12 protein-coding genes are annotated in these 18,919 nt (G+C 45.6%); 9 read left to right on the forward strand and 3 right to left on the reverse strand.

Annotated features, from left to right (window positions below):
- The first annotated feature begins 574 nt into the window (after positions 1–574).
- The 3 genes from CUS_RS18675 to CUS_RS11375 all read left to right on the forward strand — a co-directional run bounded on the left by CUS_RS18675 (position 575) and on the right by CUS_RS11375 (position 8,095).
- Positions 575–2,107: an EAL domain-containing protein gene (locus CUS_RS18675; RefSeq protein WP_002850889.1), complete on the forward strand. Its 1,533-nt coding sequence runs from the start codon at positions 575–577 to the stop codon at positions 2,105–2,107.
- A gap of 16 nt (positions 2,108–2,123) precedes the next feature.
- Positions 2,124–3,218 (forward strand): GGDEF domain-containing protein, encoded by a 1,095-nt coding sequence (locus CUS_RS11370; RefSeq protein ID WP_002850851.1) that lies wholly within the window; start codon positions 2,124–2,126, stop codon positions 3,216–3,218.
- A 218-nt stretch (positions 3,219–3,436) separates the two neighbouring features.
- On the forward strand, positions 3,437–8,095 hold the full coding sequence (locus CUS_RS11375) for an FMN-binding protein (protein ID WP_002850808.1): 4,659 nt from the start codon (positions 3,437–3,439) through the stop codon (positions 8,093–8,095).
- Between the two features lie 285 nt (positions 8,096–8,380).
- On the opposite strand, the gene CUS_RS11380 is transcribed toward CUS_RS11375, so the two are convergent.
- On the reverse strand, positions 8,381–10,228 hold the full coding sequence (locus tag CUS_RS11380) for a glycoside hydrolase family 9 protein (RefSeq protein ID WP_002850840.1): 1,848 nt from the start codon (positions 10,226–10,228) through the stop codon (positions 8,381–8,383).
- A 396-nt stretch (positions 10,229–10,624) separates the two neighbouring features.
- Between CUS_RS11380 and CUS_RS11385 the strand changes: the two genes are divergently transcribed.
- The 3 genes from CUS_RS11385 to CUS_RS11395 all read left to right on the forward strand — a co-directional run bounded on the left by CUS_RS11385 (position 10,625) and on the right by CUS_RS11395 (position 12,981).
- Positions 10,625–11,251, forward strand: coding sequence for a TetR/AcrR family transcriptional regulator (locus tag CUS_RS11385; RefSeq protein ID WP_002850863.1), 627 nt, complete (start codon positions 10,625–10,627; stop codon positions 11,249–11,251).
- 181 nt (positions 11,252–11,432) lie between these two features.
- A complete protein-coding gene (locus tag CUS_RS11390; protein WP_002850839.1) occupies positions 11,433–12,230 on the forward strand; it encodes a class I SAM-dependent methyltransferase in 798 nt (265 codons plus the stop codon).
- A gap of 268 nt (positions 12,231–12,498) precedes the next feature.
- A complete protein-coding gene (locus CUS_RS11395; protein WP_002850841.1) occupies positions 12,499–12,981 on the forward strand; it encodes a hypothetical protein in 483 nt (160 codons plus the stop codon).
- 110 nt (positions 12,982–13,091) lie between these two features.
- Here the strand turns inward: CUS_RS11395 and CUS_RS11400 are convergent, their stop codons facing one another.
- Both CUS_RS11400 and CUS_RS11405 read right to left on the reverse strand, forming a co-directional pair.
- Complete coding sequence (locus CUS_RS11400) at positions 13,092–13,658, reverse strand: chromate transporter (RefSeq protein WP_002850849.1); 567 nt, start codon at positions 13,656–13,658, stop codon at positions 13,092–13,094.
- Positions 13,658–14,212 carry a chromate transporter gene (locus CUS_RS11405; protein WP_431767928.1) on the reverse strand — a complete coding sequence of 185 codons (555 nt, stop codon included), beginning with the start codon at positions 14,210–14,212 and terminating at the stop codon, positions 13,658–13,660. Before CUS_RS11405 ends, CUS_RS11400 begins: the two co-directional genes overlap by 1 nt.
- A gap of 504 nt (positions 14,213–14,716) precedes the next feature.
- Here CUS_RS11405 and CUS_RS11410 point away from each other — a divergent pair.
- From CUS_RS11410 to CUS_RS11420, 3 genes are all read left to right on the forward strand, one after another.
- Positions 14,717–15,271 (forward strand): RNA polymerase sigma factor, encoded by a 555-nt coding sequence (locus tag CUS_RS11410; protein WP_002850866.1) that lies wholly within the window; start codon positions 14,717–14,719, stop codon positions 15,269–15,271.
- The gene (locus CUS_RS11415; RefSeq protein ID WP_002850836.1) at positions 15,228–17,582 is read left to right on the forward strand and encodes a sortase domain-bontaining protein; all 2,355 of its coding nucleotides are present in this window, start codon (positions 15,228–15,230) and stop codon (positions 17,580–17,582) included. The genes CUS_RS11410 and CUS_RS11415 overlap by 44 nt, the downstream gene beginning before the upstream one ends.
- Positions 17,583–17,877: 295 nt before the next feature.
- Positions 17,878–18,681, forward strand: a complete 804-nt coding sequence (locus CUS_RS11420) for a hypothetical protein (RefSeq protein ID WP_002850842.1) — start codon at positions 17,878–17,880, stop codon at positions 18,679–18,681.
- Positions 18,682–18,919: the final 238 nt, after the last annotated feature.

The raw sequence follows: 18,919 nt of genomic DNA on the forward strand, positions 1-18,919 counted from the left end.
TCAAAAAATAACAGCATACTCGCAGAGAGTGATGTTGCAAAAAGAATGCTTACCACCGCAAATTCTGCTGAGATATGCAAAGCATATTTCACACCGCTGATATAAGTTACTCAAACCTATAGCAATCCAACTATTTAAATTCACAAAATCCGGTCGCTAAAGCTCGGATTTATGGGTTTTGTGACCGGATTTTGTCTGAATTTTAAGGCGGATTGCTATAACTACCGTATTATATCAGAATGTTTGATCTTTGTCAATAGAAATTCTTTATTTTAATATTATGTCCGACTGAATATTTCTTTAACTGCTGGCAGTGATTTCCTGCACTTGCGATGACAAGGCGAAAATGGCTGTATTTGTGGAAAAATTCCCCATATAAACCAATTCGGACAATATCGGGATATCAGTAATTTTTTTTCTAATCATGCTTGAAAAATATAACACTTTATGGTATAATTAAGAATGAACTATTAAATGCGAGTGTGGCTTTAACTATGTTCATCAAAGCCAAACGGGGGCGCTTATCTCCGTCTCCTGCAATGAAATACACTCTGCTTGATTAGGGGTGAAAATTTTGGAACTCATCAGTAAATTTGATGAAGCGTTGAAAAATGGATATATCAAAGCATTTTACCAGCCTTTGACACGTACTGTCACAGGTAAGGTCTGCGGTGCTGAGGCATTGGCACGCTGGCTCGACCCCGAATTCGGTCTTATCCCTCCGGGTGAGTTTATCGGTCTGCTTGAACAGCATGGGCTGATACACAGGCTCGACCTTGCTATGATAGAGAACGTGTGCAGATTTTATAAAAAATATGACTGCCGCGATATGACTTTCTCAGTCAACCTTTCAAGGATAGATTTTAAACAGACCGATATGTTCAGTGCGATAACTGATATCATGAAACGCTACGATGTTCCCGTTTCTGCGATACACTTTGAGATAACCGAAAGCACTATGCTGGCAGATATAGAAAATACCCGCAGACTGTCAAAGCAGTTTTTTGATGCGGGCTTCGAGATATGGCTCGACGATTTCGGGAGCGGCTATTCGTCACTTAGCTTGCTTCGTGACTTCAGGTTCAATGTTCTCAAGATGGATATGTCACTGCTCAAACAGTTCGATGTCCGTTCAAGGAAGATAGTCTCTTCAGTCGTAAATATGTCGAAAGCGCTGGGCATACATACGCTGTCGGAAGGTGTTGAAACTGAGGAACAGCTTGTATTCCTCCGTAATATCGGCTGTGAGATGATACAGGGCTATTATTTTTCAAGACCCCTCTGTGAAGAAGATTTCCTTGCTTACCTGAAAGAACACGCCGCTGAAACGTGCAGTGATCGGGTATTCTGGAACAAGGCTGTGAAAGTGAATTTTCTCAGCGGCTACCCGCTGATGACTTCGCACGATCATTCGGAAGAAGATGGAGTTTTCGGCACAGCACCCATTGCGCTTATCGAGTACGAAAACCGAAAGACCACTTTCAGGTATGTGAATGCCGCATATTTAAGTGAACTGAAAAAGCTGGGATATGAAAGTATCGAACAGCTGGACAAAGATGTCAATGACGAGAACTTCGCCTACTATGACCGCTTTATGGGATATATCGAAAAGACCATCTGTAAGGGGGGCGTGTTTAAGACTGACAGCATCATCGGAGATGTGGTGTATAATTTCACTACCGAACTTATAGCGTCAAGCGGCGAAAAACATCTCATCGCCTCAACTGTTCATACTATCAGTGCCGAACACAGTGACTACCTCGTTCTCAAATACAGTCAGTCACTTTATGCGACCTACGACCTTGTGACCGAGATAACGCCCGATAAAGACACCGCAGTGCAGATATACTCCAATGCAGGCTTTGCAAAAGTCTACGGCACATCTTCGCTGAGAAAGGGAATACTCGAATTTGCCGCCACAGAAGTCCACCCTGCTGACCATGAAAGGTATCTGGAGTTTTTTGACCTCGCTACACTCAGCAACGGAACTTCCGACTATATCCAGCAGTCATTCAAAGTCCGCAGCGGCAGCGGCTATAAACTGAAAAATATCCGTATATCGAAACTTGAGAACGGCAAGTATCTCTACACGATACAGTCTGTCTGAAAAGCAGGTGGAACATATGAACACAACTGACAAAAACTCTACGATACTAAAAAATCTGACTTTGTTTTTCGGCATATTTCTGTTGTTTACTGATATATTTTTCCTGACTATGGGAATCGTCTTTGATATGCCTGTGGTAAGGTATGTGATATATGCAAAGCTGGTCATCAACACGACCAATGTATACCTTATACTGAAAAAGCACTATTTTATTTCAACGCTTATAATCTATGGGGTCATACTTTTGTATATGGTCGTGGGGGTAGTCTGTATGGGGCTTGATTCAGCTTTTCAGCTGTACGCTCTCGGAATGCTTGCCTGCATCAGCTATTTCGGCTATCTCCATAAACGGGTGCTTAAAAAGGAACTGCCTTTCGTCCTGCTGACCGCCATACATGTAGCCTGCTATATCGGCGTATACCTGTATGCGCGCTTTCACGAACCGCTCTACGATGTCCCGCAGAAAGCTGTCGATATACACATCATCTTCAACTCAGGGGCGACTTTCTGCATATTGATACTGTTTCTGTTCCTTTTCCACAATGTAGCGATAAACTCCGAAGAAAAGCTGGAACGCATGGCGATGGTCGATAACCTGACAGGGCTGTATAACCGCCATTACCTGCTTTCTGTCCTTGACAGGACAGAAGCGGTCAGTCCCGAAAAACGCTGGATAGCGCTCCTTGATATAGACGATTTCAAGAAAGTCAATGATACCTACGGACACAACTGCGGCGACTATATCCTGCATCATGTCGCAGAACTTTCACAGCAGGTCTGCAATGACTGCATCGTGTGTCGCTGGGGCGGCGAAGAATTCATTATCCTCTCCACGAACTTTCAGAAGTTATCTTTATCGAATCGTCGCTGGGGCGGCGAAGAATTCATTATCCTCTCCATGAATACCGAACACAGCACCGATATACTCGAAACACTGCGCAAGAGGATAGCAGATGAAAAATTCCGATTTGAGGGTTGTGAACTGAATATCACAGTCACCATCGGTGTCTGCGGCTATGATAAGGAACTTACCAACGATGTCTGGATATCAAAGGCAGATGAAAAACTCTACATCGGCAAAAAGAACGGCAAAAATCAGGTCGTGAGATGATAAACGATTAACAGCACATGTCGGAAGATATCTTCTGATATGTGCTGCTATTTTTTCTGCATCGGTACTCAGTGCATGAATTCGTATATCGCTTTTTCGGCGGCAGTCGGTCACCACTCTTGACAGCGAGAAAAAGATGTGCTATAATATCACTCGGTTAGTAGTGCCTAACCGCATGTGCGGCATGACCAAATATATTATAGCAGGGAGAAAAAGTAATGAAGAGATCAAAGATCGATCAGAAGAAAGCCTTGTGTGCTGTGCTTTCAACTGCGGTGCTGATGAATTCGGTCGGCACTGTTGCTTTTGCAGAAAGTACAAAAGGCTACAAAGACGGGGTCTATGAAGGTCAGGCAAGGGGATATAAAAGCGATATCGCGGTGTCGGTGACCGTATCTGACGGCGTGATATCGGCTATCGATGTTACAGGTCAGAACGAAACGCCCGAATTTTGGGAACGTGCATCAGCTATCATCCCAAAGATAATCGAAGCAAATACTACAGAGGGCGTTGATGCCGTAAGCGGTGCTACACGCAGCAGCAACGGTATAAAGAATGCGGTCAATGATGCACTGCTCAAAAGCATTTACGGCTGCTTCAAAAGCGGCAGCGGCAGCATATCCGACCCGTTCGTTATCAGTACTGCCGAACAGCTGATAGGCTTTGCTGAAAGCGTTGATAATGGTGAAAACTATCTCGGCAAGTATATCGTCCTTGATTCGGATATCGACCTTTCAACAGCAGGTAACTGGGATCCTATCGGTGCGGAAGGTTCGGCAGGCAAAAATCTTGATAAGATATTTGCAGGTAGCTTTGACGGCTGCGGTCACATCATAAGCGGTCTTACGATACGTAATGATGCTGACTCTCCATATACCGAAGAACAGAATGTTGGACTTTTCTCTTCTATCTCGACTTCGGCAAAAGTTTCAAATATAAGGCTTGAAAATGTGGATATCGATGTTACAGGTCAGAAAGTCGTTAGAGCAGGCGGCATAACAGGCGATATCACAAGCAAAGCTGTTTCGGGACAGGAAGGCTCAGCGTCGGTGGACAGCTGTACTGTCAGCGGCTCGGTGTCAGCCAAAACTGACGCTGCAATGGTAATGACAGGCGGCGTAGTGGGCAGAGCATCGGGAAATGCCAATATAACGAACTGTGTTTCCGATGCCGAGATAAACTCTTCGTCAAACAGCAAGATAGCTTATGGTGCAGGTATAGCCGCAATGACAGGCAACAATACATACGTTGTCAACTGCGCAGGCAAGGGTGATGTTACTGTACTGACAAAAAGCGGTTTTTCTCTTTATGCAGGCGGCGTTGTCGGCATGATGACATCGGCGCAGTATAACTGCTTTGCCAGCGGCAGTGTAAATGTCGGGACTATCACACAGGCTGATGCCGAAAGCGGAGCGGGTCTTATAGACGGCGCACTCATGCCTGCGGCATCGGGTAAGTATAATTTCTATTCTTCCGATGCGAAGGTAAACTATGTCAGCAGCGATGGCGGTATGACCGAGATCGGTACATTCTCTCACGGCTCAGGCTCTATGAATGCTGAGGGTACTTTTGCGCCCGAAATTCTTACGGCAGAGCAGATGGGCAGCAGCGAATTTGCCGAAATGCTCAATAATGACCTTAAAGATATCGCAAGGCTGCTCGAAGAAAACAATATCGATGTAGACCTGAAAATGTGGGAATATAACGGTTCTGAAACTCCCGAACTTTCGGGAGAGATATACATCGATGTTTCTGTTGACTCTTCTGTCTTTGAATCGGGAGAGGGAACAAAGGACTCGCCTTATGAGATAAAAACATCGGAACAGCTGAGAAAATTTGCTGTATCTTTGTCCGAAAACGTTGATTACAGCGGAAAGTACATCGAACTTTCATCGGATATCGACATTTCCGATGCTGAATGGACTCCGATAGGTGACAGCGAGTATGTATTTAACGGCTGTTTTGACGGCAAGGGTCATAAAGTAACAGGTATGACCATCGGCAGTGCAGATAAGGCAAAAGAACTTGAAGACGGCAAGATATATGTCGGATTTTTCAGCGTTCTTGGTGCCGATGCCGTTGTTAAAGATGTCGAACTGACTGATGTACTGGTGAACGTTTCCTACAGTGCAAGTGCATATGCAGGCGGTATCGCCGCAGTTATGGACTCCGATGCCGATGGATACAAGGGTGCTGTCGTTGACGGCTGTACAGTCAAGGGCGCAGTCACTTTGACTGCTGAAAACGGCAACAGTTTTGTCGGCGGTATCTGTTCTTATATATACAAGGGCGCTGTCATCAACTGCAAGACCGATGTCGATGTTTCCTGTACAGTCAAGTCGGGTGCCGCATACGGTGAAGCGGGCGGTATCTCAGCACTTGTGAACAGAGCGCTTGTTGCGAACTGCTATACTCTCGGTGATGTATACGGAAGCGGAAACCGTGAAGACGAGGGCATGGCGGTGATAAGTTCGCTCGTAGCAGTCAATGCAGGGTATATCGCCAACTGTTACGGCGGCGGAAGTCATACCGCAAATGATTACTCCATATATACAGGTGCGCTTTCAGGCTGGATCACAGGTATAGGTCATACATATGACTGCTATTATAACAGCGAAGCGCAGATGAAGATAGGCGGCACGATAGTTGACCCTGTTGCCGATGTCGGAACAAGGGTATCATCAGGTGTCAGCGATGACGGCATGGTCTATACAGGCGGCGTAGTTTCGGGTAACTCGGCATACAGCGCCGATAACTATAAGGATATCGCTGATAAGCTGAACGCCAATTTCACAGCATTCCCCGTTGAGATAACTCAGTTCGGCATCTCGGAAGATCAGCTGAAAAAATGGCAGTATGCTGACGGCGAGGTAACTTTTGCCGATACTGCTGCATCTGCGGTATATGTACAGCCCGAAGCCGAAATAGTCGTAAGACCCGAACTCACGCTGAATGACGGTATATGGTACGGTCGTGACAGTGAGAAGAATGTCGTGGTCGCTGTCACTGTCAGGAATGGTGAGGTGACCGACATCAAGTCCTCCGATGGTTCATCTTCCGGTGAAGCATATGAAAATGCTGTCAAGATCGCAAAGGAAAAATCCACATATAACGATAAAACTTCATACGATGCCGCCGATGTATCCGTATTTGCAGGCGGAAAGGGTACTGAGGAAGAACCTTATATCGTAAAGACCGAAGCACAGCTGAGGTATATCGCAGAGGCGGTCAATGAGGATGTTGACTGGGAAAATGTTTGGTTCGCACTTGACAGCGATGTGACCCTTTCGGGCGGCGACTGGCTTCCCATCGGTCATGCTGTGCAGGCAGAGATAAACGGTCAGAAGTCGAATTTTGCAGTCTATCCGTTCAGAGGAAACTTTGACGGCAGAGGTCACACGATAACAGGTCTGACGATAGGCAGCAAAGAACAGCCGGCTGATGTATATCTTTCGGGTCTGTTCGGTCTTGCGGCAGGAGAGCATAATACAAATCTTACTCCCACAGATGATGAAAGACTCGTTATCATAAGAAATGTCAGGCTGAAAAATATATCTATCAATGTAAAGCCGCGCTATGAGGCTAATGTAGGCGGTATCGCAGCATGGGCTCAGAATGGTTTTGTTATAGATAACTGCTCGGTACAGGGCACTATAAACGCCAAGACCGAAGAGTCCTTTGCAAGGGTAGGCGGACTTGTCGGCAGCGCACTTCGCGGCACTGTTACCGACTGCTTCACCGATACCGAGATAAATGCTTCGACCGAAACATCTTCGGTATATGCAGGCGGACTTGCAGGCATGACGAACCGCTCGATACAGATAAACTGCTATACTCTCGGTGATATCTGTGCTGATGCCGAAAGCAACAATAAAACAACAGTCGGCGGTCTGACAGGTATGTCGGGCGGCACTAACATCAACTGCTACACATACGGTAATGTCGGTTCGCTGGTCACAACTGTTGATGTAGGCGGTATCAACGGAAGGATCGCAGGTATCGCTGTAGATCATGATTGCTTCTATAACAGTGATGCCGCTCAGACGATAGCAGGCAGAGAGGCGGCAGAAAAGAGATCTTCGGGAACGTTCGTTGGCGAAGAGATCAATACTTATCCTGTTACAGCCGAAAAGATGGCTTCGGATAAGTTTGTAAAGCACCTCAATAACAACAAGGAAAATATGACCCTGATACTTAAGGATGTAAGCACATATCTTGAAGATATGACCGAAAACAACAAGGAAGGTCTTTCGCATTTCCTGTTCTATACAGGTGACGGTTCCGACCTGAACAGCTGGACGATGGGTGCCAAAGCGCCCGAATTTAAGAATGCGGCAGGCATCAGGGTGACTTACACCAGAGGCGACGGTTGTGTAAAACTCGACTGGTCAGCTTCGGAAAATGCTGAAAAATATGCGGTTTGCGGATTTGTCAGCGGAAAATGGAGAATACTTGCAGAGGGCTACGGCACTTCTTATGTGCTTGATGATCTCAGTTCCGGAAACTACTACAAGGTGGCAGTTATCGCAAAGACTAACGGCGTTTGGAGCAAAGATATCTCAAATGCTGTTTACGTGACTCCAAAAGCGGTCGAAGCACATGGATATCCCGAAGTATCTTCCGTTGTGTATGATGAAAACACTCATCAGTTCAGACTGAACTGGTCGGCAGTCGATAATGCAGAGATGTATGGCATCGCTGTCAAGTCGGCAGGCAAATGGAAGGTACAGGCATATACCGATGGTGATACTACCGAATTTACTTCGCCTAAACTCAGAGCAGGCAACAAGTATGAAGTCGTGATATGTGCAAAAGTCGGCGGCAAATGGGATATCTCCGATATCGCAGGGAGATCTTTCACTGTAACCGTAAAATGATATCCCGATCAACTCACAGCAAATGATAAAAGACCTCTTATGGCGCTTAAATCCGTAAGAGGTCTTTGTTTTTGCGGCTCAAAGCCTTTACCTATAGCGATCCAACTTTTTAAATTCACAAAATCCGGTCGCAAAAGCTGGGATTTATGGGTTTTGTGACTGGATTTTGTCTGAATTTTAAGGCGGATTGCTATAAACTATGAAATGCTGCGCGGGATCTTTTGCACATAAAAAGCAGCCTGCGCTCATGCACAGACTGCTTTTGCCATATTCAGGAAAAATGTATCACTTTACTGTAACTGTTACAGCGTTCTTTATAGCATCAGCTACGCCCCATACACCGTTTACCTTAGCAGCTATAGCTACCTTGTAGGTCTTGTAGGGTGTCAGATTTTTTGGGGTGGTGTAAGAAGTTGTGTTAGCGGAGATAGACTGTGTCTGTATCCTCCACTTGCCCGCCAGATAAACTGCTATGCCGTAGTTCTGGGCATTGTTTACAGGCGACCATGTAAATCTTATCTGGTGATAAGTGCTGTTGTATTCGATGTTGGTAACGGTGGGGGCTGCGGGGTCGTTGTTGCCCTGATTCTGGTTGCCCTGATTGTTGCCGAACGAATAGTTCTTCTTTATCTCAGATGCGTTGTTTATTATATTCGATGCACCGCTGCTGGTGTTGCCGTACAGATTTACCAGCGCTGCACAAGCCAGAGCGAAACAGCCGTTGTAGTCCAGCGCACCCTCTGTCCAGCGGTAGCTTTCGGTGACTTCGTTGAATGTTCCGGAAGAATCAGTGCCGCCGATAAGATAGCCGTAGTTTACATATTTAGCATCGGGGTTTGAAGAAGCATCGCCGTTGCCGGGATTTGCAGCCCTGTGGTGTACCTTAGATGACCATGAAGAGCCGAAACCTGTCAGGAAACTCTTGTTAGCAGGGTTATTGCCCAGAATGTAGTTCATCTGATACTTTGCACCCTTAGCAAGGTCGGAATTCTTATCGCCGTTAACGGCAGCCAGTGCTTCCATCTGTACAGCACAGTTGTAGCGTGTGCAGCCCCATTCCTGTCTGCAAGTGTTGTAGGTGCCTTCTCTCATGCCGCCCATGTTGTTCACTTCAAACTTGAGTTCATCGGCAAACTTGGAATCGCCTGTCTTCTTGTACATCATTGCTGCATAGCCTGACCATACCTTGTCCCAGCTGTACAGATAGTAGTCATAGTGCTGATAATTGTAGCAGCCGTTGCCTGTTGGTTTGAATGAAGGCTCTGAGCCTTCGCCCAGTATGTACAGCCAGCCTTCGGTCATAGCCTGTTCGTCCTGATACATTGAATTTGTACCGTACATTGAGCCCATGCCTTCCATATAGTTGCCTGTATGCTGTGTGCCGAATCTGTACAGCGCCTTAGCGTACTTTGTACACTTTGCCGCATAAGCCGAGTCAGAATCCTTGAAAGCATATGCTGTGCCTGCCAGCGCACTTGCCATCTCCAGTACGACAGCAGAGTTGTTTGAAGAAGTTGTCAGCCAGTATGTGGGACGCTCACCTGTCTGATTTTCGGGAGAACCCCAATAGCTGTGGTCGCCTACATCTGATACCATGTAGCATACCGCACCGACTTCACCGCTGTTGTCAAGGAATGTTGTCTTCATCAGATAATCTGCACCATTCCTGAGTATGTACAAAAGATGGTCGCGGCAGCCTGCCTTATCGTAAGCACCCGGATTTAAATAATCGGAAAGTGCCAGACTGTTCATGCCAAAGCCTATGGTCAGGTTGAACTTGATATGGTCACCCGCGTCGTGATAACCGCCCGAAACATCAACTTTGCCGTCGCCGTCAGGGTCTACGATACTGCGTGCGCCGCCCAGATTTACAGCGCTTGAAAGGTTCGCTGTAGCATCTGAAACATGGCAGTTGCCTCTCCATGTCAGCGGGTTGTCGTCAACACCTGTACCGCACTGGTTTGAATCAAAGAAATACAGCGATAATGCCAGCGCATCAGCATAATTAGCGTCACCGCTGTCAGCCTTAGCAGTCACAGCAGGAACTGCCGATGAAAGCAGTGTGCTTGCTGATAACACCATTGCAGCCGCAAATGCAGCGGCCTTCGATGCTCTTCTCTTGTGGTTTTTCATCTCATAACACTCCTATTCTCTCAATTTGAACTTAAACGTTTTCGTACATAAGGTCAGACCTTCCCCTTATGCAACATATTAAATAATGTAATTATATTATAGCACACTTTTTCGTTTTTGTCTACATATTTTTGCAAACTTATTATGTATATTTATCTAACTTTAACTAAAAGCGCGGATCCTTTGTCTGTATACCCCAAAAAACTCAATGATAACGCCGCTGTTGCCTTTATTTTCTGCGTTATGCTCACACACCGTCAGAAAGACCATGCCCGATACTTCACATTATGTGAAAATTGTTCGTTCTTACAAATATAATGATACCCCTCTTGACAGTTTTGAAGCGATGTGATAATATCGTAATTATTGATAATGACATTATTGATGAGGTGAAATATGGCTCTCCGTGATACTTCTATCGACCCTTTACTGCTTGAAAGCGCAAGGCATCAGTTCATCGAAAAAGGCTTTGCTAAGGCATCGGTCTTGGAGATATGCAAAAATGCGGGCGTAACTACAGGGGCTCTCTACATTCGGTATAAAGGCAAAGCCGAACTGTATGACGCTCTTGTGGAAGATGCGGTGGCTATGATGGAAAAATTTATGGAGCATGCAGATGTCGATATCGAACATCTGTCCGACAAAGAATTGCTGTCATCGTGGTATGCCGACAAACATCGGTTGGGCAGTTTCTTTGATATGTTTGAAAATGTGCGTGAACAGTTCACACTTCTTCTGACCTGTTCTGAGGGTACGAAGTATCAGAACTTTCACCATGACTTTGCCAACAGAATGACCGAAGTAGACTACCGCTATTATTCCGAAGCCTACAGGCGCGGCTTTGCCGCCGAGAAAGTCACGAAAGAACAGATGCACATTTATCTCACCGCCTATTGGGAACTTTTCTACGAACCGTTCATTCACGGCATGACAAGAAGTGAGATAGATGACCTCTGCGCAGGCATTGCAAGGTGGATAGACTGGAGAGCGCTTCTCGGTTTACCCGAAAAAATGCCGTTCTGATATTGACGGCTTTTTTTATGAAAAGCGGTTAGTTAAATCTAACTCTTTGCTGACATATAACAGCTATAAAATTCGTGGTTATCCCGCTGACACACCACAAAAAACGGTGGTTTTACAGAACTTAAGGCGGCTGGTGTGCTAAAGGGATAGTCATAATAAAATTTAAATGGGAGGACTCACTATGGAACTTAAACTCGGAGATGTACAGACAACAGCACTTATCCCGCTTGCTGTCAAAGCAAATGAAACTATGCGCAAAAATGCAAGGATAAAAGACCGCAAAGCGGTCGAGATAATCAAAACGCTTGATATCGATACCACCAAGTACGATAAATTCATGTCCCACGAAGGTGTTATCGCAAGGACTATCATGCTCGACCGACAGCTGAAAGGCATAATAAAAAGTTCGCCCGATACCGTCATAGTCAATGTTGGCGCAGGGTTTGATGACAGGTTCTCGCGTGTAGACAACGGCAAAATAGCATGGTTCGACCTTGACCTGCCTGATGCCATAGCCGCCAGAAGAAAGGCTTTTCCCGAACGTGAACGTGTAACTATGCTGGCAGGCAGTGCGCTGGACGATGACTGGTGCAGTGCAGTCCGTCAGTCACTCGCAGGCAGAAGGTCAAAGCCCGTGTTTATCGCTGAGGGCTTGTTCATGTACTTTGCCTTCGACCAGATACGCACGTTCCTTGAAGTGCTGAAAAATAATTTCCCCGACGGCGGCACCCTTATAGCCGAGCAGAACAGCAAGGCACTCCAGAAGAACGAAAAGCACCACGATACCGTCAAAAATACCAACGCGCATTTCAGATCGGGCACCGAATCAGGTCAGGAGATAGCCGATCTTACAGAGGGTTTCAGACTGATCGAAGAGCACAGTTTCAACGAAGAAATGAAAAAGTACAGCATAAGGGGCAAACTCTTTGCACTTCTCCTGCCCAAAGTAAACGACCGCTGGGCAACATTCAGCTGGTGACATGATAAATGCCGTCAGGCAGTAAAACACGCCGCATATCAAAAGCCCTGCACTCCATTTCGGAGTGCGGGGCTTTTGGCGTTGATCGCGTTTTTGTCCATTGTCTTTTTTATGGTATCGATGTATAATAAACGAATAAATCAACTTATTGTCCCACCGGTGATCTTTATTCAGTAAGATCATTCTTTCACCCGATGTATAGCTTGTTATCAAAGCCGCATGCAAGCGCGGTCATGATCTATATTATCACAGAAAAGGAGAGAAATATATGGCAAAGAAAAATCAACCTTATTCAGAAATAATTGATCTGCAAAAAGAACTCAAAGAATATAAAAAATTATGCAGAGGAAAAAAATCAAAGTTTAAATATTATCTTGACTGGAAAGAACATATCACGGAAAATCTTTTAAAATTAGATGATAATGATAAGAAAGAAAATTTCCTACATTATCTTATCAATCGTAAACGTGGAAGCGGAGTTGCCAAGTCTATTTATATGCCTTTGATCTTGTCTGTTATCGCTTTGTATGTTAATAATATAGTTAACACAAGTACTGAAAACAAATATGGAATTGCAGCCAATGTTATCGCATTAGTTATTTTTATATTATTGATTATTTTTTTTGTGGTGAAAGATTCATTTGGTTATCATGATGATTACTGCTTTTACTGCGACACGATAGAAATATTGGAAGAGATAATGTATGGCAAAAAAAGCCATACCCCCGATCCGCTGACTGAAACGCTGTGATCCTGCGAAAAAAGATCACAATATCGATGGGAAAATAACACTGGATTAAAAAAAGTGAAGAATAAGATCAAGCCCCTGCCAATTTGCTAGTGTTGTGTCAGTGTACCGACCTAAAGTTCCATCGCATATCCTGCGGCTATCCCCATTACAGCAGATACGGCGATGATAACTATTGGGTGTACCTTCCTGAAAGCAAGCACTGCCCCCGCTGTGAATATCCCCAGCGATGTCCATAAGCCTGCATTTGAGAATACAGCACTCTTCAAACCGTTCGGGAAGAAAACCGTCATACCCACAGACAAAAAAGCCGCCCCTATAAGTCCTATCACCGCAGGACGCAGTCCGAACATCACACCGTCAACAACACGGCTTTTTCGGAACTTCTCATAGAACTTTGCCACGATAAGTATTACAACGAATGACGGCAGTACAACTCCGAAAGTAGCGCATACAGCCCCAAATATCCCCCCTGTGCGTATGCCGATGAATGTTGCCATATTTATCGCAAGCGGTCCGGGCGTGCTTTCGCTGACTGCTATGAAGTCTACCACCTCCGCCTGTGTCAGCCACCCGTGACGCTCGACCTCGCTCTGTATCAGCGGAAGCATCGCGTAGCCGCCGCCGAATGTAAACGCGCCTATTTTCAGAAATGTGAGGAAAAGTTCAAGCCATATCATCAGCCTTCCCCCTTTTTACCGAATATCAGTGACCACACCAGCCCGAATGTCCCGCACCCGATTATCACAAACACCGCATCTGTTTTCAGTAAAGCCGTCAGCACCAGCGCCGCCGCCATTATGAAATAAGATACCCCATGCTTCTTCGCTGACCTGAACATCGTATATACCGCTTTTAGTATCAGCGCAAGAACTCCTGCGCGTATGCCCATAAAAGCATACTGTACGGCTCTTGACTCCTGAAATGCTCTCAGTACATATGATATCACTGAAATTATCAGGAACGATGGCAGAACGACCCCCAGTGTCGCACACACAGCCCCGACCGTCCCCGCAGTACGGCTTCCCACAAATGTAGCGGCATTTATCGCCACAGGTCCGGGCGTAGATTCTGCTATCGCAACTATTTCAAGTATATCATCATCGTTCAGCCACTTTTTATTTTCACAGACCTCCCGCTGTATCAGCGGTATCATGGCATAGCCGCCGCCGAATGTAAATGCGCCTATCTTCAAAAATGTCACAAACAGGTCAATAACTTTATTCACAGGCATCACCTCAATAAACAATGTGGTCATCCCGCTGACACCCCATACCGAACAGCCTTTCAGCGGGCGTTGGCAATTATCGGTGGTTTTCTTTCCTTGATATACCTTTATTATTAGTGGCGTTTTAAAGGGATAACCATAATAAACAATTATATCCTATGATCCGTCCTGTGTCAATCCACATTCAGCACAATTATAGCAATCCGCCTTAAAATTCAGACAAAATCCGGTCACAAAACCCATAGATCCCGGCTTTTGCGACCGGATTTTGTTTTGACATCACCCGCCCGCCTGTTCCGCATACTGTGTCAGGAAAGATCTGTCAGCAGTACAGTATAAATTATCTTAAGATATCTTTGTGCAAATGCGTCTGACACGAACGCGAAAATACAATGCGGTTTGTGCATTGCTACAAAGATCAGTCTTTTCCTTTCAAAAAACGTTACTTATGTGCTAAAATCAGCATTAGTATATGAACGCGTTCAATAACAGTGAAAGGCGGTGAGGCAGATGACCGATGAACAAAAAGATCTTGGAGCGGTGATGGATAAATACGGAAGGACTGTCAACGGCATCATTGCATCGATGCTGACTTCTCCATCAGAACGTGATGATATTTTTCAGGAGGTCTTCCTGCTTTACTATACCAAAGACCTGTATTTCGAGGAAGAGGGTGCAAGGCGGTCATGGCTGATACGTACCGCGATAAACCTCTGCAAGTCGGCTAACCGTTCACCCTGGAACAGATTGCGTGACGGTGAGGAGTTCGACCCCGATACGGTGCAGTACACCGAAAGCGGAGCAGAAGACATCGGACTCTGGCAGGCTTTGTGCAGGCTGAAAGAGAAATACCGCATTTTGCTGTATCTGCATTACTTTGAAGAGATACCCGTAATTGATATCGCAAAGGTCATGAAACTCAGCGAAGGCGCTGTGAAGATGCGGCTCAGGCGTGCAAGAGAAAAGCTGAAAGCTGAACTTGAGAGCGGCAGAAATAAAACAGAAAGGACGGTGGGAGCACATGAAAGAGGAAACGAATATATCACACATTCTCCAAAGGCTTGAACCGTCATCTGAACTGAAACGCAGTGTCATGGAGCGTGCATCACAGCTTGAAGCAGGCAGAAAGACCTTCGGGAACAGAATGGCAGCAGACAACAGACAGATACAAAAGGAGAATATAACAATGAACGCGATCAGTACAAAAGAAACAGCATACGTAAAAAAACGTTTTCCGCTCGCCGTTATATCTGCGGCGGCTTGTGCGGCAGTAGTTATAGGGCTGGCGGCAGTCACCCTGAATAAGGACGATACAAAATTCATCAATGAGAGCAGTTCTCACAATTCCTCAGCCGAACAGAAAGAAAATCCTGTCATCGCCGTTGATGACGAAAGCACCCGCGAAGGTCTGCTTACCGTTACCGATGCAGTCGGCAGACCCTACACCATCACAGATAAAAACAGGATAGCGGCTATAGATTCACTGGTGGAAAAAGCCATGACATACCCCGTCGCAGATAACTGTGATATCCCCACCCGCCGCACACTTGAATATTATGTCGGCGGCGAAAAGCGAACCGTCGGACTGGGTGACGAAGGCTATGCCGCACCGGGCGTTTATCTCGGCATAGCCTCAGATGGCGATGATGATTCCGGCACAGAATATCTGACCATTACCGTAAACGGCACTAAACATCTTGTTGAACGGTATTCCGATGGATCGCCCTACTATGACCTGCTGTACGCCACAGAAAAGGACAGTCCCATGTTCTTTAACGATAAAGAACTTATAACATATGATGAAACTGCTGTACCAAAAGCGCTTGATATCATCAGCGATATCCGAAAGAACGGCACTCAGCTTGCTGATATCGGCGGTTCACCGCTCAGCGATATTGAAAAACTGCAAGAGATCCCCGATACAGATCTTTCTTTCACGTTATCAGGCGTAAACTACACTGTGGGTCTGTACGAAGATCACGATCTCATCAGCATAAAGCTGTATGGCTGTATCGGTGATGAACTTCCAACAGCGTATTACGAAAATGCCCGCAAGTGGATAGACGATATCAATGCACTTATTGACTCTGTAGAAATATCTGAGGCATATCTGTATACATCAAGGGAATTATCCGAGATAGATGTCTACAATAACCCCGAGATCGTTGGCTATATCCGTATACCTGACCTTGTTAATGCCGCAGGACAGGAGTATATCAGCAATGAAGTGACTCAGCACGATGATAACGAATACTATCTGACCCACGACTGCGTTGACAGATTTTCTGAGTCGGGCTGTATCTTTGCAGACTGTAATAATAATGTGACAGGCGAAGAACGCTCCGACAACATCATACTCTACGGTCATAATATCAGAACGCTTGGCACTATGTTCACGCACCTCACCGATCTTGACGACGGCACAGGCGATATGCTCAATAAATGCCCCGATATATTGTTCGGTACAGTGCGTGACGATGGTCTTGCGCAGTATGCCATCATCGGTGCAGGCTGTGTCAGGCTGGAGAACGTAAGCAGTTTCCTGAACGAATACCGCAGTTTTGACAATGACAGCCATACCTTCGACAGCTGGATAAAAAACGTTAAGGAAACCTGTTCGATAATGCGCGACATCGACTGTGATGCAGATGACGAATACCTCACCCTCATTACGACCGTACCCGCCGATAATGCCGAAGACTACCGCTTCGCGGTATTCGCACGTAAACTCCGCAGTGACGATGAAGCACCCGAACTCAACTTCAAGCCTGTAAAAGACAGCCCGTTCGTTATCGAGCCTGTGGAAGAGGTGAAGATGCCCGACATATCAGAACTTACAGAGGAACAGGCTGTTGCCGCCCTCAATGATGCAGGGCTGAACTGTGTCATCAGTTATGACTTTGACTACACAGAAAAGGGTCATGTATGCTATTCTTATGCACCCTATTACGACCCGCTCCACCCCTTAGACTATGTATGCAAGGGTGCGACTGTTGAGGTGCATGTATCTCTTGGCGAATATGACGGCGAAAGGACCGAACCGACTGATAACTACCCCTTTGCATATCCCGTAACGAAAAATATAAAGCTGGAAGTCCCCGTCCCCGACAGCATGAAAGGTTCGTACACCTTTAGTATCTTTGAGGGTACAGGTGCAGGATATACCAAGACCATAGATGATATGAGCGGCGTGGAAAGCATCAGCTTTGACACGAACGAAGCTGATAAGATGCGGCTGGTGGTCTACGCAAAGAACAATGATGCCAAAGACGGAAAATATATCCGCTACGCCGACTTTGAGGCAGACCACGCAGACAACACTTACCATCTTATCGGCACTCTCAACACCGATGAACTTCTTGAAACCATGAAGTGATATCTCTGTTGTATCGGCTCAGTCAGCGATACAGCCCCCCCGCAGATGCCCCCATCACGCATCTGCGGGCTTTTTGTTACGATTTTGTATATCAGAACAAATATATTTTCGTTGTTATCTGCTAAAAGGTTGCACAAAAATTAACTAAACTACTTGCAATCTGCGCAAAAGTATGCTATACTTATGTCGAATTTAAGATTGTTCAATAAATCTTTACATGAAAGTTACAAAAAAAGGGAGCAATATGGTAATGCACCCTTTTTTAGTTAAAAATAAGGAACAGGAGGTTCAAATTATGAATGCGATTTTGAGAAGAACAACAACGATGCTCTGCGCGGCTGTCATGGCAGTGCCGATGGCGCTGAGTGCGAATGCAGTAGAACCATTGCCAAATGATAAGGGCATTCGCTATAATGATTATGCAAGCATATCAGAGTCATCAGACTACACCCTCACCATACCCGCCACATTTGACATCAAAAACAGCGGTTGGAACGAGATAGGCGATATTTCGGCAAGCGGCACTCTTGAAAACGGCAAAAAGCTGGTAGTTTCTGCCGAATCTGAAAACGGCTGGGCGCTAAAGTCGGGCGAAAATTCCGTAGGCTACACCATGAAGAATGCCGAAACAGACACCGCCGCCGCCGATACATGGGATTTCACCAACCTCCCCGCATCGCAGTCCATCGGCATAAATGTTGAAGAATATCGCGGCAAGCCCGCAGGCAGTTACACCGATACAGTTACCTTTACGGCTAGTGTGGAAGATGCTGCTGTTGCGGTAACAAGTCTTACTCTTGACAAGACAAGCATACCATATTCGGGCGGTTCCCTGATGGTAACGGTAGAGCCTTCAACAGCGACAGATAGTACTGTGATCTGGAAAATTCCCGATGTTGCGCATATCTATTCCGATGCGGAGTATCAGAATGAGATCGCCACTACAATGATAGATTATTACAAGTACACAGAACCTATGGAAGCAGGGATCGTGTATTTGAAGAGAGATAGTGGATCAGGATCAGATACGATAACAGTTATCAGTAATGCCGATGAAACAAAGACTGCAACAAGCAGTTTTGAATTCAAATATGACTAAAAACAACAAGTGTGCCGACAGCCGTTCTGTCAGCACACTTGTTTTTTGCATTTCCCCCCGCGCGGGCAGATATGCTGTTGTTAAAATGTCCATTAATTATTAAATATAACTATTTGAAGTTAACAAAAATGCCGCCAATAGCAAGTTTTGACTTTACAAGCGGTCGCTGCTATGCTATTATATACTGTAGTTGAACTGATCTGCGGGCGTTCATTTATTTATCATTTTTTGTTAAAAA

The organism is Hominimerdicola alba 8, from assembly GCF_000178155.2.
In the GTDB taxonomy this organism is placed as follows: domain Bacteria; phylum Bacillota; class Clostridia; order Oscillospirales; family Ruminococcaceae; genus Hominimerdicola; species Hominimerdicola alba_C.

Coding starts and splice junctions, on each gene's coding strand:
- CUS_RS11370 (WP_002850851.1), top strand. CDS start 2,124: ATGAACACAACTGACAAAAACTCTACGATACTAAAAAATCTGACTTTG.
- CUS_RS11375 (WP_002850808.1), top strand. CDS start 3,437: ATGAAGAGATCAAAGATCGATCAGAAGAAAGCCTTGTGTGCTGTGCTT.
- CUS_RS11380 (WP_002850840.1), bottom strand. CDS start 10,228: ATGAAAAACCACAAGAGAAGAGCATCGAAGGCCGCTGCATTTGCGGCT.
- CUS_RS11385 (WP_002850863.1), top strand. CDS start 10,625: ATGGCTCTCCGTGATACTTCTATCGACCCTTTACTGCTTGAAAGCGCA.
- CUS_RS11390 (WP_002850839.1), top strand. CDS start 11,433: ATGGAACTTAAACTCGGAGATGTACAGACAACAGCACTTATCCCGCTT.
- CUS_RS11395 (WP_002850841.1), top strand. CDS start 12,499: ATGGCAAAGAAAAATCAACCTTATTCAGAAATAATTGATCTGCAAAAA.
- CUS_RS11400 (WP_002850849.1), bottom strand. CDS start 13,658: ATGATATGGCTTGAACTTTTCCTCACATTTCTGAAAATAGGCGCGTTT.
- CUS_RS11405 (WP_431767928.1), bottom strand. CDS start 14,212: ATGCCTGTGAATAAAGTTATTGACCTGTTTGTGACATTTTTGAAGATA.
- CUS_RS11410 (WP_002850866.1), top strand. CDS start 14,717: ATGACCGATGAACAAAAAGATCTTGGAGCGGTGATGGATAAATACGGA.
- CUS_RS11415 (WP_002850836.1), top strand. CDS start 15,228: ATGAAAGAGGAAACGAATATATCACACATTCTCCAAAGGCTTGAACCG.
- CUS_RS11420 (WP_002850842.1), top strand. CDS start 17,878: ATGAATGCGATTTTGAGAAGAACAACAACGATGCTCTGCGCGGCTGTC.